Source organism: Salinicoccus sp. Marseille-QA3875, assembly GCF_054950095.1.
On the sequence record NZ_CM143103.1, the window covers coordinates 2,322,532 to 2,338,045 of the forward strand.

Annotated in this window: 13 protein-coding genes; all 13 read left to right on the forward strand. The window is 44.6% G+C overall.

What is annotated here, in order from left to right; all coding sequences use genetic code 11:
- Nucleotides 1-3 precede the first annotated feature (3 nt).
- The 13 genes from ACY8DT_RS11810 to ACY8DT_RS11870 all read left to right on the forward strand — a co-directional run bounded on the left by ACY8DT_RS11810 (nucleotide 4) and on the right by ACY8DT_RS11870 (nucleotide 15,501).
- Entirely contained in the window at nucleotides 4-1,695 is a 1,692-nt protein-coding gene (locus tag ACY8DT_RS11810) for a proline--tRNA ligase (protein WP_462420509.1), read from the forward strand.
- A gap of 37 nt (nucleotides 1,696-1,732) precedes the next feature.
- A complete protein-coding gene (locus tag ACY8DT_RS11815) occupies nucleotides 1,733-6,013 on the forward strand; it encodes a PolC-type DNA polymerase III (protein ID WP_462420510.1) in 4,281 nt (1,426 codons plus the stop codon).
- Between the two features lie 117 nt (nucleotides 6,014-6,130).
- Nucleotides 6,131-6,598 carry a ribosome maturation factor RimP gene (gene rimP / locus ACY8DT_RS11820; protein ID WP_462420511.1) on the forward strand — a complete coding sequence of 156 codons (468 nt, stop codon included), beginning with the start codon at nucleotides 6,131-6,133 and terminating at the stop codon, nucleotides 6,596-6,598.
- A gap of 40 nt (nucleotides 6,599-6,638) precedes the next feature.
- A complete protein-coding gene (nusA, locus tag ACY8DT_RS11825; RefSeq protein ID WP_462422269.1) occupies nucleotides 6,639-7,673 on the forward strand; it encodes a transcription termination factor NusA in 1,035 nt (344 codons plus the stop codon).
- Between the two features lie 26 nt (nucleotides 7,674-7,699).
- Nucleotides 7,700-7,984 carry an RNase P modulator RnpM gene (rnpM, locus tag ACY8DT_RS11830; protein WP_462420512.1) on the forward strand — a complete coding sequence of 95 codons (285 nt, stop codon included), beginning with the start codon at nucleotides 7,700-7,702 and terminating at the stop codon, nucleotides 7,982-7,984.
- Nucleotides 7,981-8,289 carry a L7Ae/L30e/S12e/Gadd45 family ribosomal protein gene (locus tag ACY8DT_RS11835; protein ID WP_462420513.1) on the forward strand — a complete coding sequence of 103 codons (309 nt, stop codon included), beginning with the start codon at nucleotides 7,981-7,983 and terminating at the stop codon, nucleotides 8,287-8,289. The genes rnpM and ACY8DT_RS11835 overlap by 4 nt, the downstream gene beginning before the upstream one ends.
- A 4-nt stretch (nucleotides 8,290-8,293) precedes the next feature.
- Nucleotides 8,294-10,381 (forward strand): translation initiation factor IF-2, encoded by a 2,088-nt coding sequence (gene infB / locus ACY8DT_RS11840; protein WP_462420514.1) that lies wholly within the window; start codon nucleotides 8,294-8,296, stop codon nucleotides 10,379-10,381.
- Between the two features lie 5 nt (nucleotides 10,382-10,386).
- Nucleotides 10,387-10,722: a 30S ribosome-binding factor RbfA gene (gene rbfA / locus ACY8DT_RS11845; protein ID WP_462420515.1), complete on the forward strand. Its 336-nt coding sequence runs from the start codon at nucleotides 10,387-10,389 to the stop codon at nucleotides 10,720-10,722.
- 53 nt (nucleotides 10,723-10,775) lie between these two features.
- Nucleotides 10,776-11,693 (forward strand): tRNA pseudouridine(55) synthase TruB, encoded by a 918-nt coding sequence (truB, locus tag ACY8DT_RS11850; RefSeq protein WP_462420516.1) that lies wholly within the window; start codon nucleotides 10,776-10,778, stop codon nucleotides 11,691-11,693.
- Nucleotides 11,694-11,709: 16 nt separating this feature from the next.
- Nucleotides 11,710-12,654: a riboflavin biosynthesis protein RibF gene (gene ribF, locus ACY8DT_RS11855; protein WP_462420517.1), complete on the forward strand. Its 945-nt coding sequence runs from the start codon at nucleotides 11,710-11,712 to the stop codon at nucleotides 12,652-12,654.
- 95 nt (nucleotides 12,655-12,749) lie between these two features.
- Nucleotides 12,750-13,019: a 30S ribosomal protein S15 gene (gene rpsO / locus ACY8DT_RS11860; RefSeq protein WP_462420518.1), complete on the forward strand. Its 270-nt coding sequence runs from the start codon at nucleotides 12,750-12,752 to the stop codon at nucleotides 13,017-13,019.
- A gap of 107 nt (nucleotides 13,020-13,126) precedes the next feature.
- On the forward strand, nucleotides 13,127-15,244 hold the full coding sequence (gene pnp / locus ACY8DT_RS11865; RefSeq protein ID WP_462420519.1) for a polyribonucleotide nucleotidyltransferase: 2,118 nt from the start codon (nucleotides 13,127-13,129) through the stop codon (nucleotides 15,242-15,244).
- Entirely contained in the window at nucleotides 15,244-15,501 is a 258-nt protein-coding gene (locus ACY8DT_RS11870; RefSeq protein ID WP_462420520.1) for a hypothetical protein, read from the forward strand. Before pnp ends, ACY8DT_RS11870 begins: the two co-directional genes overlap by 1 nt.
- Nucleotides 15,502-15,514 lie beyond the last annotated feature (13 nt).

The following is a 15,514-nucleotide window of genomic DNA, read 5'->3' on the forward strand; positions in this document are numbered from 1 at the left end:
TGAATGAGACAGTCGCAAATGTTTATCCCAACATTAAGAGAAACACCGCAGGATGCTGAAAGTCTTAGCCACCGTCTGATGCTGAAGGCGGGTATGATCAAGCAGATGGCGAGCGGTATATATACTTATTTACCGATTACAAAGCTTGTACTCAATAATATTGAACAGATCGTCCGTGAAGAAATGAATAAAATCGGCGGCGTGGAAATTCACATGCCTGTCCTCCACCCGAAAGAATTATGGGAAGAGTCCGGCAGATGGGAAGCCTACGGCAGTGAACTCATGAGAATGAATGACCGTCACGGCAGAGAATTTGCACTTGGACCGACACATGAGGAAATGATTGTCGCACTGCTCCGTGATGAGCTGAAAAGCTATAAAAAGCTGCCGCTTACTTTATTCCAGATACAGACTAAATTCAGAGATGAATTAAGGCCGAGATACGGACTGCTCCGCGGCAGGGAATTCATCATGAAAGATGCGTACTCATTCCATACAAATGATGAGTCACTTACTGAAACGTACAGGGATATGTATGATGCGTATTCAAGAATATTCAAACGTGTGTGTCTGAATTACCGTGCTGTTGAAGCGGATTCTGGTGCGATCGGCGGCAGCCATACACATGAATTCATGGCACTTGCCGATATCGGCGAGGACACCATTGCCTACACTGAAGAGAGTGACTATGCAGCGAACATAGAAAAGGCTGAGTGTCATCCGGCAGAAAAATCGACTGCTGATATGAAGGACATGTCGAAAGTTGAAACACCTGGTGTCACAACATGCCAGTCGCTTGCGGATCACCTGGATATACCATTACAAGAAACAACGAAGACGATGGTCGTCAAGGTAAATGGCGGGTTCATCATGATTCTTGTGCGCGGAGACCAGGAACTGAATGATGTCAAAGTCAAAGGGTTCTTCAATGCTGAAGAAGAAATTGAATTTGCGACTGAAGAAGAAATCATGGAAAACTTCAATGCGACACCGGGAAGTCTCGGACCGGTAGGTACGGATATCCCGGTCTATCTGGATTATCAGGTGGATGCGATGGTAAATTATCCGACAGGTGCCAATGAGACGGATTACCACTTCATCAATGTGAACCACAACCGTGATTTTGATATCAAAGGTGTCGGGGATTTCAGATTCATCAACGAAGGTGAAATGGCAATCGACGGCAGCGGCAAAGTGAAGTTCATGAAAGGTATAGAAGTGGGGCAGGTATTCAAGCTCGGCACGAAGTATTCCGAATCCATGGGACTCAATGTCCTGGACGAGAACGGCCGCAGCGTGCCTGTTATGATGGGTTGTTACGGTGTCGGTGTTTCAAGGACGCTTTCTGCGATTGTTGAAAGCCACCACGATGACCGTGGCATCATCTGGCCAAAATCAGTCACGCCATTTGATGTGCACATCATCACTGCAAACAATAAAGATGAAACGATTCTGAACACAGCAGAACAATTATATGAATCATTGGAGAATGAATATAAAGTTCTATATGATGACCGCGCCGAGCGGGCGGGCGTCAAATTCGCAGATTCCGATCTGATCGGACTGCCTTACAGAATTGTTGTCGGCCGCGGCGCCAAAGACGGCATGGTGGAAATTAAGAAACGTACCGATGAAACATCTGTCGATGTAAATATTGCTGATGTTTTAAGCTTTATAGCAGAGGATTCAAATTAGCCCAACGATAGTGTTTAAAGTTCTAGGAGTGTTGTAAATGCAAGGGCATGAGCAATTTAAAGTATTATTATCACAAGCAAAAATAGAAATGAATGAGCACCTCGCGAGCGGGGTGCTTAAAAAAGTTATTGTGGATGATGAAGAACGCCTTTTCCAGTTCCACATACACTTTGATAATGTAATACCCGCATCTTTGAGACAGCTGCTGATCAACAGCATCAAAAGTGCTTTTGCTGAAATCGCGGATATTGAAGTGAAACTTTACAGCGATAATTTTTCAGATGACAATGTGATCGACTATCTGGAAGATATTTTAGTTTATCTGAACATTAACGACAACGTCAGATTCCAGCTGCTGAACTGTAAAAAAGAGTACAGTGACGGCAAATTGATATTTAATGTCCAAAATGAAATTACAAGAGCGCATTTCAATAAACACGTCAACGGTAACCTGAAAGCCGCGTATCATGATTTCGGCATGCCGATCGGGGATATCGAATTTACTGTGGATGCGGATCTTGATGCAGAAAAGAGAAACAGTCTGGAAACACGTCTGCAGGAAGAAAGGACAGAATTGGTACAGAACTTCATCACCCATCAGGAAGAGATGAAAGAACAGCAGAAGAACGGCGAAGAACATGTTGAGAAACAGATCGGAAAATATGTGACATTCGACGGTGCGAGACCGCTCAGCAATATCTTTGATGAAGAGTACAATGTAAAAGTTGAAGGTGTCATTTTCAATAAGGATGTCAAAGTGCTGCGGACGGGCAGACAGATCCTGAACATTAAAATTACCGACTACGGTGATTCGATCAGTGCGAAAATGTTTTCCAGGAACAATAAGAATGATGAAGCGGTATTTGAGGCACTCAGTGAAAATGACTGGGTCGTCATAGAAGGTCATGTGGAATATGATGATTTCGTCAAAGACCTTGTGCTGAACATCAAAAACTTAACAGCAGTAAAAAAGCCGCCTAAACGGGATGATATGGAGGAAAAACGTGTTGAACTCCATCTCCATTCTGCCATGAGCCAGATGGACGGTCTGAATAACATCGGCGAGTTTGTCAGACGGGCGGGTGATTACGGACATAAGGCTATCGCCGTTACGGATCACAACAACGTGCAGGCATTCCCGGATGCATACTACGCATCCCAGGATACCGGTGTGAAAGTGATTTACGGCATGGAAGGTCTGCTTGTCGATGACGGTGCTAAAATAGCGTACAAGCCGCAGGACATCGACCTTGAATCACATGAATTTGTCGTCTTTGACGTGGAGACCACCGGGCTTTCCTCCAAATACGATAAAATCATCGAGCTTGCAGGCGTCAAAGTCAAAGGCGGCGAAATCATCGACCGCTATGAAGCGTTCAGCAACCCTGATGAGCCGCTGACTGAGACGATCAAGGAAATCACCGGCATCACAGATGATATGCTGGTCGATGCACCGCCGATCAGTGAAGTGATTACAGAATTCAAAGAATGGGTCGGCGATGCAATCTTTGTTGCCCATAACGCAAGTTTTGATATGGGCTTCATAGAAGCCGCCTATCAGAAAGAGAACCTTGGAAGTTATGAGAACGGCGTCATCGATACACTCGAACTGTCGAGAACAGTCAATACGGATTTTAAAAAGCACGGCCTGAACATACTTGCCAAAAAATATAATGTCGAGCTTACGCAGCATCACCGGGCAATCTATGATGCGGAGGCGACGGCATACATTTTCATCAAGATGCTGTACCAGCTGAAGCAGCTGAATGTCACGAACCATAAAGATATCAATGAAAAGCTCATGACCCGGGATGCATACAAGCGTACGATGCCGAGCCATGTGACCCTGCTTGTGAAAACGCAGGAAGGGCTTAAAAACCTGTTTAAAATAGTGTCCTATTCACTGACGGACAACTTCTATAAAATGCCGAGGATCCGTAAAGATGTTCTTGAGGAATACAGGGGCGGCATTCTGGTCGGCAGTGCATGTGACCAGGGTGAAGTATTCACTGCGATGATGCAGAAGCCCTATGAAGATGCCAAAGAAATTGCTGAGTTTTATGATTATCTGGAAGTATTTCCAAAAGCCCTGTACAGAAGGCTTCTTGACCGTGAGATCATAAGAAGCGAAGAGACGCTGGAAGAAATCATCTCCAATATCATCAAAGTCGGTAAAGAGCTGGATAAGCCGGTAGTTGCGACAGGGAACGTCCACTATCTGGATGAATGGGATAAACTGTGCCGTGAAATCCTTGTGAAAAGTAACCCGGGGAATCCACTCAGCCGCGGCAACCTGCCTGAAGCACATTTCCGTTCGACTGCTGAAATGTATGAAGACTTCGCTTTCCTTGATGAAGAAACACGGAAAAAAATCGTCATTGACACACCGAATGAAATTGCTGACAGCATCGATGTCGTCAAACCGATCAAAGATGACCTGTTCACCCCGAACATCGAGGGTGCGAATGATGAAATCAGGGATATGAGCTACAGCAATGCCAAAGCACTGTATGGCGAAGACCTGCCTGAAATTGTAGTGGAAAGAATAGAGAAAGAACTGGACAGCATCATCGGCAACGGCTTCAGTGTCATTTACCTGATCAGTCAGAAGCTCGTAAAACAGTCTCTGGATGACGGCTATCTTGTAGGGTCCCGCGGTTCAGTCGGTTCAAGTTTTGTCGCAACCATGACGGAAATTACGGAAGTGAACCCGTTGCCGCCGCACTACATCTGTCCAGGCTGTAAAGACACGACGTTCTTTACGGACGGCAGCGTATCTTCGGGATATGACCTGCCTGACAAATCATGTGACCACTGCGGTGCCGAACTCATTAAGGAAGGCCAGGACATTCCGTTCGAAACTTTCCTTGGGTTCAAAGGTGACAAAGTACCGGATATCGACTTGAACTTCAGCGGAGATTATCAGCCGAAAGCACATAACTACACAAAAGAACTGTTTGGTGAAGATTATGTGTTCAGGGCAGGTACAATCGGTACCGTGGCTGAAAAGACGGCTTACGGCTATGTCAAAGGTTATATGAATGACCATGGCATCACAAAACGCGGCGCTGAAGTCGACCGTCTGGTCAAAGGTTGCTCAGGCGTCAAGAGGACGACCGGGCAGCACCCAGGGGGGATCATAGTAGTCCCGGATGATATGGAGATATTCGACTTTACACCGATACAGTTTCCGGCAGATGATATCGAAGCAGAATGGAAAACGACACATTTCGATTTCCATTCGATTGATAACAACCTGTTGAAGCTGGACATACTCGGTCACGATGACCCGACAATGATCCGCATGCTTCAGGACTTGTCAGGCATCGACCCGAAAACACTGCCGACGGACGATGAAGAGACGATGGGGCTGTTCAGTTCCCCTGAAACACTCGGTGTCACAGAAGATGAAATCGTCTGTAAGACAGGCACGCTCGGTGTACCGGAGTTCGGTACAGGTTTCGTCCGCCAGATGCTGGAAGACACGAAACCGACTACGTTCAGTGAACTGGTTCAGATTTCGGGACTGTCACACGGAACGGATGTATGGCTCGGCAACGCACAGGAACTGATCCGGAGCGGCACCTGCGACCTGTCGAACGTTATCGGATGCCGTGACGATATCATGGTCACATTGATGTACAAAGGCCTTGAGCCATCACTTGCCTTCAACATCATGGAGAAAGTGAGAAAGGGCAAAGGGCTGACTGAAGAACATGAAGCGGCGATGAGGGACAACGGCGTTGAAAACTGGTATATCGAGTCATGTAAGAAGATAAAATACATGTTCCCGAAAGCGCACGCTGCAGCCTACGTATTGATGGCTGTCCGTATCGCATACTTCAAAGTACACTACCCGCTTTATTACTATGCGAGCTACTTTACAGTCCGTGCATCCGATTTCGACCTTCTGACGATGGTCAAGGATAAATCGACGATCCGTCACAGAATCAAAGAGATGAACAGCAATTTCCATGAACTGTCCAAGAAAGAAAAGGATACACTGGTTGTTCTGGAAATCGCGAATGAGATGGCCCACAGAGGATTTAAAATGCATCCGGTGGACATTGAGAAGTCTGAGGCGTTTGAATTCAAGATTACTGAAGACGGGCTCATACCGCCGTTCATCGCGGTGCCCGGCCTCGGCGCGAACGTTGCCAGACGCATTGTTGCCACTCGTGAAGAGGAACCTTTCATTTCAAAAGAGGATCTGAATAAACGCGGCGGGGTCGCCCAGAAAGTCGTTGAATATCTGACAGAGCTCGGCACGCTTGGACACCTGCCGGATAAAGCGCAGCTGTCGATATTCGACATCTGATGAATTTGCATAACAATTTCAATTATGGTATCATATTAATGATATTAATACTCACTGCACATGGAGAAGAACGGGTCCGCCCGTTCTTTTCTTACGTTTAAAGGAGGCGATTTGAACATGAATCATACTGAAAGAAAGGTTTTTGACAATGCAGCTCCATTAGTGGAGAAACTGAATTTTAAATTGATTGAAGTTGAGTTCGTCAAAGAAGGTAAAGATCACTTTTTAAGATTATATCTGGATAAAAAAGGTGGCATCACTTTAGAGGACTGTGCTGCTGCAAGTGAAGTGGTCAGTGAAAAACTGGATGAACTGGAGATTATTAAAGGCGCATACTTTCTAGACGTTTCCTCACCGGGCGCCGAACGTCCCATAAAAAATGATGATGATCTGGAGCTGACTCTGGATAATGGCATCTATGTGAAGACATACCAGCATATCGGTGGCGAAAAAGAATGGACAGGCGTATTGAAATCATACGACGATGAAACTGTCACGGTCGAATATAAAGATAAAGCCAAAAAGAAGACGATCTCTATTGAACGGAAAAAAATCGCTACTTTAAGAAAAGCAGTATTAATCTGATTGGAGGAGATAGGTTGTGAATCAAGAATTATTGAATGCTATGGACTATCTTGAAAAAGAAAAGAGCATTCCCAGAGAAATACTGATAGAAACAATTGAGGCAGCACTGCTCACTGCTTACAAAAAGAATTATACCCAGCATAAAAATGTCAAAGTGGATTTGAATTTGACGAACGGCAGCTACCGCGTCATTTCAAGAAAAGATGTGGTGGAAGAAGTTGAGGATGATACGGCGGAAGTCGACCTGGAAACAGCACGCACAGTGAATCCTGCATATGAAATCGGCGACCCGTACGATGAAGATGTGACACCGAAAGATTTCAACCGTGTAGGTGCCCAGGCTGCGAAGCAGGCAGTGATGCAGAGACTGAGAGATGCTGAACGCGGCATTCTTTATGAAGAGTTCGTCGACAAGGAAGATGAAGTCATGACAGGTCTGATCGACAGGGTCGACCACCGCTTCGTATACATCCAGCTTGGCCGTACAGATGCCGTACTGAGTGAATCGGAAAGAATTCCGAATGAGGTATACCGTCCTAACGAACGTCTGAAAGTCTATGTGAATAAAGTCGAACAGACGACGAAAGGCCCTCAGATATTTGTTTCACGTACACATCCGAATCTGCTCAAACGTCTTTTTGAAAAAGAAGTGCCTGAAATTTATGACGGTACAGTTGAAATCATGAGTGTGGCGCGCGAAGCGGGCGAACGTTCCAAAATCAGTGTCCACGCTGAAAATACAGATGTTGATGCTGTCGGTTCATGTGTCGGGGCCAAAGGTGCAAGGGTTGAAGCCGTTGTGAATGAGCTTTCCGGTGAGAAAATCGATATCGTCCTATGGGATAATGATCCGAAAGTATTCGTGAAAAATGCACTGAGCCCGTCACAAGTCGTCGAGGTCCAGGTTGATGAAGAAAACCAGGCTACTGTAGTCATTGTTCCGGATAATCAATTGTCACTGGCAATTGGTAAAAAGGGACAGAATGCAAGACTTGCAGCAAAATTGACCGGTTGGAAAATCGATATAAAAAGTGAATCGGACGCAAAAGAAGAAGGCATCATTGAAGAAGAATAAAAACATTAATTTTAATGGGTGATAACATGGCAAGAAAAGTTCCACTTAGGAAATGTATATTGACCAATGAAATGTATCCAAAGAAAGAACTGCTCCGTATTGTAGTAAATAAGGAAAATGAAATTTTCGTCGACCCGACAGGCAAGAAAAACGGACGCGGCAGTTATGTCGTCAAAGATTTGAAGAAAGTCGAAACGGCCCGCGAAGAGAAGGTTCTTGAAAGAAAGCTGAACCATTCGAGTGAGGAGATGGCACCCATATACGATGAGATCATCAGGCTCATATACAGGGAGGACATTCCAAAACGATGAGAGACCCGATTTTGAACCTGCTCGGTCTGATCACCAAGGCCGGCAAACTCGTAAATGGTGAAGAGCGCACAGTGGAAGCGATCAGAAATAAAAAAGCTAAAGTCGTTTTCATAGCTGAAGATGCAGGGACCTCAACATTTAAAAAGGTTACCGACAAAGCTGCATTCTATGAAGTTTATTTAATAAAAAATTATAATAAAAGAGAACTGAGCATAGCTACAGGAAGTGAAAATCGTGTAGTACTAGCTGTCACAGATAAAGGTTTTGCCAATAAGTGCATCGACCTTTTTGAGAAAGGAAAGTGATTCAATGAGTAAAATCCGAATTCATGAATATGCCAAAAATAATAATTTGACAAGTAAAGAAGTGATGGAATTTCTGCGCAAAAAAGGTGTGGAGGTAAACAGCCACATGCGCTCTTTGGAAGACAACGAAATTCCAATGCTGGATAAGCACTTTAAAAAATCATCAAAAGAAAACAACTCCGGCACTGGCAGTAAGCCGCAGGATAATGTCCAGTCAGGCAGAAAAAACCAGAACAACAAACAGAAAAAGAACCATAATAATAAAAATAAGCAGAAGAAACAGAATCAGCAAAAAGATTCCAGGAAGCAGGAAGTCAAAGAGAAGCAGGATACTGGATCAGAAAAAAAAGTGTTCACGTATGAAGAAGGCATTTCAGTAGGAGAACTTGCAGAGAAAATCGGCACTGATGCATCTACGGTAATCAAAGATCTGTTCATGCTTGGCGTCGTTGCAAACATCAACCAGTCTCTTGAGAAAGAATCGGTTGAAGTCATTGCAGACAATTACGGATTTACTGCTGAACAGGAAGTCAACGATGATGCGGCTGACCTTGAGAATTACTTTGAGCTTGATGAAGAATCACTGACTGAGGAGAGACCGAGTGTCGTGACGATCATGGGGCACGTCGACCATGGTAAGACCACACTGCTCGACTCAATCCGTGAAACGAAAGTGACGGCCGGCGAAGCGGGCGGCATCACTCAGCATATCGGTGCATACCAGATTGAATCGAATGGCAAAAAAATCACGTTTTTAGATACACCGGGACACGCGGCATTTACAACAATGCGTGCACGCGGTGCGCAGGTGACAGACATTACGGTATTGGTTGTTGCGGCGGACGATGGTGTAATGCCTCAGACGATTGAAGCACTCAACCATGCTAAAGCAGCTGGAGTACCGATCATTGTCGCTGTCAACAAAATTGATAAACCGACAGCAAATCCTGATCGTGTAATGACTGAGCTTGGTGAACACGGCCTCTACCCGGAAGACTGGGGCGGCGATACGATCTTCGTTCCACTTTCTGCTTTAAGCGGAGACGGCATCGAGGATCTATTGGAAATGATCGGTCTTGTCGGAGAGATGCAGGAGTTGAAAACTCACAGTGACCGTCCGGCAGTCGGAACAGTCATTGAAGCTGAACTGGATAAATCCAGAGGGCCGGCAGCATCACTCCTTGTACAGCATGGCACTTTGAATATCGGCGACTCGCTTGTTGTCGGCAATACTTACGGTAAAGTGCGTGCGATGGTCAACGATCTCGGCCAGAGAATCAAGAGTGCTGGACCGTCAACCCCTGTTGAAATTACAGGGCTGAACGAAGTACCTCTTGCAGGGGACCGTTTTGTAGTGTTTGCAGATGATAAGAAAGCACGTTCAATCGGAGAATCCAGACAGAGCGACCAAATTGTCCGCGATCGTGAACAGACTCAGAAAGTCAGTCTTGATAATCTGTTTGAACAGATGAAAGAAGGAGAAATGAAAGATCTGAACATCATCATCAAAGGTGATGTACAGGGTTCTGTCGAAGCACTGAGTGCCTCTCTTTTGAAAATAGATGTTGAAAGTGTCAATGTCCGTATCATCCACACAGGGGTGGGCGCAATCAACGAGTCGGACGTGACTCTGGCAAATGCTTCCAACGCAATCATCATCGGCTTTAACGTCCGTCCGGATACAAATGCAAAGAAAGCGGCAGAACAGGAAAAAGTCGATATGAGATTACACCGGGTCATCTACAAAGTGATCGAAGAGATCGAACAGGCGATGAAAGGGATGCTCGACCCTGAATATGAAGAGCAGATCATCGGTAATGTAGAAGTGAGACAAATTTACAAAGTGTCCAAAATCGGTACGATTGCAGGTTCTTACGTGACTGACGGTAAAATCACCCGTGATTCAGGTGTTAGAATCATCAGAGAGGGTATAGTCATCTATGAAGGTGAGCTGGACACCCTGAAAAGATATCAGGATGATGCCAAAGAAGTGGCTGCAGGCTATGAGTGCGGCATCACCATTAAAAATTTCAATGATATCAAAGAGGGCGACCAGATCGAACCTTATATCATGGTAGAGATTGAAAGGTGATATAGATGTCCAACAGAAATGAAAGAGTTGCTGAAGAAGTAAAGAAAGTAGTCAGTGAAGCGGTGAGAACGAAAGTTGACGATACTGATATCGGCATGGTGACAATCACAGAAGTCGAAGTGACCAAAGAACTCGAAACTGCAACGATCTACTATACTTCATTGAACGATAACAAAGAGCAGGTCGCAGAGGGATTGGACCGGGCAAAAGGGCTGATCCGCTCTGAAGTAGCCAAAGAAATACGATTGAGAAAAGCGCCGGAACTGGAATTCAAATATGACAGTTCGATAGAATACGGCAATAAAATCGAGTCACTGCTAAACGAAATTAAAGATAAATAAAATTAATGGCAAACCAGTATGGTTTGCCATTTTAACTTATACGGGTGATGAAAATGTATAATGGTGTATTTCCAATATTTAAGGAAAAAGGGCTCACGAGCCATGATGTCGTCTATAAAATGCGCAAAATATTACATATGAAAAAAGTGGGGCATACCGGCACTCTGGACCCGGATGTCACAGGCGTGCTGCCAATTGTGGCCGGTGAGGCCACGAAGCTGACAGAATACATGCAGAACAAAGATAAGTCCTACAGTGCAGAAGTAACCCTCGGGATTTCTACAGATACTGAAGATGCACAGGGAGTAGTGACAGAAACCATGCAGATGAATCGGCTGCCCGATGATACGATTGATGAAGCAGTCCGGTCTTTCACAGGAGAATACCATCAGCAGGTGCCTCTGTATTCTTCTGTCAAAGTGGATGGAAGAAAACTGTATGAATATGCCAGAAGCGGCGAACCGGTTGAACGACCTGTCAAAACGGTGTATATCAGAGATATTGAAAGGACAGGAGAAATTGAATTCACAGGTTCAGCAATAAAATTCAATATTAATGTGACCTGTTCAAAAGGGACGTATATCCGCACACTTGCTGTCGATATCGGGCGTGCTCTCGGGGTGCCTGCACACATGTCCCATCTTGTCAGAACAGCTTCGTGCGGCTTCAATATCAGTGACACAATCACTTTGGACGAACTCAGAATGCTAGAGGATGATAAGAAAGAGAAATATCTTCAGCCTGTAAAAGATATAATCAGTGAAGAAAATCTATTGGAAATTGACGATGAACAGCTGCTTTTCAAAGTTCAGCATGGGCAGAAACTGATCAAATCTGATATTATGGAAATGGTCAGCCAAAAGGATAAGTACATCGTATTTCTCAAAGAGGGCAAACCTATCGGGATGTACCATCAGCATCCAGAAAAAGAATCTGAATTAAAACCTTATAAGATGTTCAATAGACTATAGTTAAGAGGCGATTGTAATGGAGATTATTCAACTGAATTATACAGATGATGCAGGTATCGAAGAGATAGAAAAAACCGCAACAGCGATCGGTTTTTTTGATGGTCTTCACCGCGGACATTTAAAAGTGATCAACAGAATGACTAAAATTGCTGAAGAGAAAAATTTGAAAAAAGGCATTATGACATTTGATCCGCACCCATCGGTGGTTTTGAATCCCAAATTTCAGAGAACGACTTATCTGACACCGCTGGAAATCAAGCTTGAGATGTTTGAATCCATGGGAATAGACTATGTTTTTGTCATCAATTTCTCAAGTAAGCTTGCTAAACTCGAGCCGGATGATTTTGTCAGAAAATATATCATCGGGGCCAATGTGAGTGAATTGATTTCAGGATTCGACTATACATATGGCGCAAGAGGACGCGGAAACACCACCAATCTGACCGGGTATACCGAGTTCAACACGACGATTGTCGGCAAATATGCCTTCACGGATGAAAAAGTATCGACGACACATATTCGCACAAGTCTCTCAAACGGACAGCTTGAAGATGCGAATAAAGCGCTCGGCCGTACGTATACAATTTCGGGTGTAGTGGTGCAGGGTGAAAAACGCGGCCGGACAATCGGTTTCCCGACAGCGAATATTGAAGCGGATTTCAGGTACTTCCTGCCTAAAAATGGTGTCTATTCTGTAACGCTCAAAGTACACTCTACAGAGGAGATTCATAAAGGTGTCGGCAACATCGGTGTGAAACCGACATTCCATGATGACATAACGAAGCCGATCATTGAAGTGCATCTCTTTGATTTCAATGAGAGCATTTACGGTGAGTCGGTGACGATCTACTTCCATCATTATATTCGCGGCGAAGTGAAATTCGACGGTGTGGATGAACTTGTGGAGCAGATGGAAATTGACCGGGAAGATGCGATAAAACTACTTGAAGATATAGATTGAGATGTGTATAATGATTTAAGTACCTTATCTTGGCTGTCAGACACTCCAACTGCTGCTCGGATACAGGTGAATAAAAATAAAGGAGGCGTTTCTTAATGGCTATATCACAAGAGCGCAAAAATGAACTGATTCAGGAGTTCCGTGTACACGAAACAGATACGGGTTCTCCGGAAGTACAGATTGCTGTACTTACAGATGAGATTAACTCATTGAACGAGCATTTGAAAATGCACAAGAAAGATCATCACTCAAGACGTGGTCTTTTGAAGATGGTTGGTCGTCGTAAACACTTACTGACTTACCTTCGTGGAAAAGATGTTCATAGATACCGTGACTTAATCGGAAAGCTTGGCTTGCGCCGTTAATCACATGTGGCATATCCTACAAGGATATGCCCTTTTTTTATATATATTTTAAAGTAAAAGTGATATGATTATTAATAAGTAGGCATACTAAGGAGAGAATATTGAACATGACAGGATCAGAAAAAAAGATATATGAAACGACAATGGGTAAACATGATTTAATAATAGAATACGGTGAAATGGCAAAGCAGGCCAGCGGTTCGGTACTCGTCAGATACGGTGACACTGTTGTACTGTCAACGGCAACAGCATCTAAAGGCCCGAAAGACATCGGCTTTTTTCCGTTAACAGTAGCATACGAAGAGAAATTATATGCTGTAGGCAAGATTCCCGGCGGTTTCAATAAGCGGGAGGGCAGACCGAGTGAAGAAGCGACTTTGACAAGCCGGCTGATCGACCGTCCGATCCGTCCGCTGTTCCCTGAAGGATACAGAAGAGACGTCCAGGTCATCTCGATGGTAATGTCCGTAGACCCGGATGCTTCACCACAGATGGCAGCAATGCTCGGTTCATCCCTGGCGCTCAGTGTAAGTGATATTCCTTTCGAAGGTCCGATCGCAGGCGTGACAGTAGGTCTGGTTGACGGCAAGTTCATCATCAACCCTTCAGCTGATGAAATGGAAAACTCAGAGCTTGATCTGCAGGTTGCAGGTACTAAGGACGCTGTAAACATGGTTGAATCGAGTGCAAAAGAAGTGACAGAAGATGTCATGCTGGAAGCAATTCTGTTCGGTCATGAAGAAATCAAGAAACTTGTCAGTTTCCAGGAGGAAATCGTTGCAGAGATTCAGCCTGAAAAGCATGGGGCAGATTTGGAAGAGGAAAGTGAAGGCTTAAGAAGCGACATCGAAGAAAAAGTGAAGACGCACGGTTTGTACGATGCGATCCAGGAAGTCGACAAATTAACCCGTGAAGAAGGCATTACAAGTGCAAAAGACAGCATACTCGAAACTTTCGACGAAGAAAGTGAAGGCTATGAAGAAACAATCAAAGAAGCGAATAAAATTATCGATGAACTGTTGAAAGCGGAAGTGCGACGTCTGATCACTGAAGAAAAAATACGTCCCGACGGACGTAAGCCGGATGAAATCAGACCGCTTGACTCACAGGTCGGACTCCTTCCGAGGGCGCACGGCTCCGGTTTATTTACACGCGGCCAGACACAGGCGATAACTGTAGCTACATTGGGCGGTCTTGGTGAATACCAGATTATTGACGGTCTTGGTGCCGAAGAGCAGAAACGTTTCATGCACCAGTATAACTTTCCACATTTCTCCGTCGGTGAAACAGGTCCTATCCGTGGACCCGGCCGCCGTGAAATCGGTCATGGCGCATTGGGGGAGAGGGCATTGCTTCAGGTGATTCCGAGTGCCGAGGAGTTCCCGTACACGATCCGTGTCGTTTCAGAAGTGCTTGAATCGAACGGTTCATCTTCACAGGCATCAATCTGTGCTTCTACACTGGCATTGATGGATGCAGGTGTGCCTATTAAAGCGCCAGTAGCCGGTATTGCGATGGGTATGATTAAAAAAGATGAAAATTATACGATACTTTCCGATATCCAGGGTATGGAAGACGCGCTTGGAGATATGGACTTTAAAGTTGCAGGATCAGAAAAAGGAATCACTGCAATCCAGATGGATATCAAGATTGATGGTCTTGATGAAAGCATTCTGAAAGAAGCGCTTGAGCAGGCAAGACTGGGCAGACTTGCAATACTGGACAATCTGGTGGCAACAATCAATGAGCCGAGAGAGACATTATCCAGATATGCTCCGAAAGTGGAAGTTATGAAAATCAAGCCGGATAAAATCCGGGATGTCATCGGTCCGGGCGGTAAAAAGATCAACGAAATCATTGATGAAACAGGTGCTAAACTGGACATTGAACAGGACGGCACGGTCTACATCGGCCACAGCGATCCCGAAATGATTGCCAAAGCGAGAAAGATCATTGAAGATCTGACGCGTGTGGCAGAAGTTGGAGAAGTATACATGGGAGAAGTGAAACGCATTGAGAAATTTGGTGCTTTTGTTCAAATATTCCCAGGTAAGGATGCTCTCGTTCATATTTCCAACATGGACACAAAACATGTCAAAAATGTTGAAGATGTCGCAAAAATCGGTGACCAGTTCCTTGTCAAAGTAACCAATATCGATAATCAGGGGCGCGTAAATGCTTCCAGGAAAGCGATGATGGAAGATAAGAAACAGGAGGATAAATAATGATTTTTGATACTGTAATTTTGAATGACAGAGAATTTGACGTTGAAGGACAGCTTAGAATCAAAGAAAATAATGAAGTGAAAATCATTTTTGAAGATTTGAATTTAGGAACATACTTGAAAGAACTGCCTGCAGATGACCGGGATATCGAACATCTGGAACTCCGCAATATTCAGGAGACAAGATATGATACAAAAGGAGTGGAGCTCACTCACATTACGATAGATGGCAAGCATTATCATGCCACGTTCAAGTGATACTAGGAGGTAA

Bases quoted from the DNA above. Each gene is read 5' to 3' on its own strand.
- rimP (WP_462420511.1), top strand. From the start codon at position 6,131: ATGAATCATACTGAAAGAAAGGTTTTTGACAATGCAGCTCCATTAGTG.
- nusA (WP_462422269.1), top strand. From the start codon at position 6,639: ATGGACTATCTTGAAAAAGAAAAGAGCATTCCCAGAGAAATACTGATA.
- ACY8DT_RS11815 (WP_462420510.1), top strand. From the start codon at position 1,733: ATGCAAGGGCATGAGCAATTTAAAGTATTATTATCACAAGCAAAAATA.
- ACY8DT_RS11810 (WP_462420509.1), top strand. From the start codon at position 4: ATGAGACAGTCGCAAATGTTTATCCCAACATTAAGAGAAACACCGCAG.
- pnp (WP_462420519.1), top strand. From the start codon at position 13,127: ATGACAGGATCAGAAAAAAAGATATATGAAACGACAATGGGTAAACAT.
- ribF (WP_462420517.1), top strand. From the start codon at position 11,710: ATGGAGATTATTCAACTGAATTATACAGATGATGCAGGTATCGAAGAG.
- ACY8DT_RS11870 (WP_462420520.1), top strand. From the start codon at position 15,244: ATGATTTTTGATACTGTAATTTTGAATGACAGAGAATTTGACGTTGAA.
- rpsO (WP_462420518.1), top strand. From the start codon at position 12,750: ATGGCTATATCACAAGAGCGCAAAAATGAACTGATTCAGGAGTTCCGT.
- truB (WP_462420516.1), top strand. From the start codon at position 10,776: ATGTATAATGGTGTATTTCCAATATTTAAGGAAAAAGGGCTCACGAGC.
- infB (WP_462420514.1), top strand. From the start codon at position 8,294: ATGAGTAAAATCCGAATTCATGAATATGCCAAAAATAATAATTTGACA.
- ACY8DT_RS11835 (WP_462420513.1), top strand. From the start codon at position 7,981: ATGAGAGACCCGATTTTGAACCTGCTCGGTCTGATCACCAAGGCCGGC.
- rnpM (WP_462420512.1), top strand. From the start codon at position 7,700: ATGGCAAGAAAAGTTCCACTTAGGAAATGTATATTGACCAATGAAATG.
- rbfA (WP_462420515.1), top strand. From the start codon at position 10,387: ATGTCCAACAGAAATGAAAGAGTTGCTGAAGAAGTAAAGAAAGTAGTC.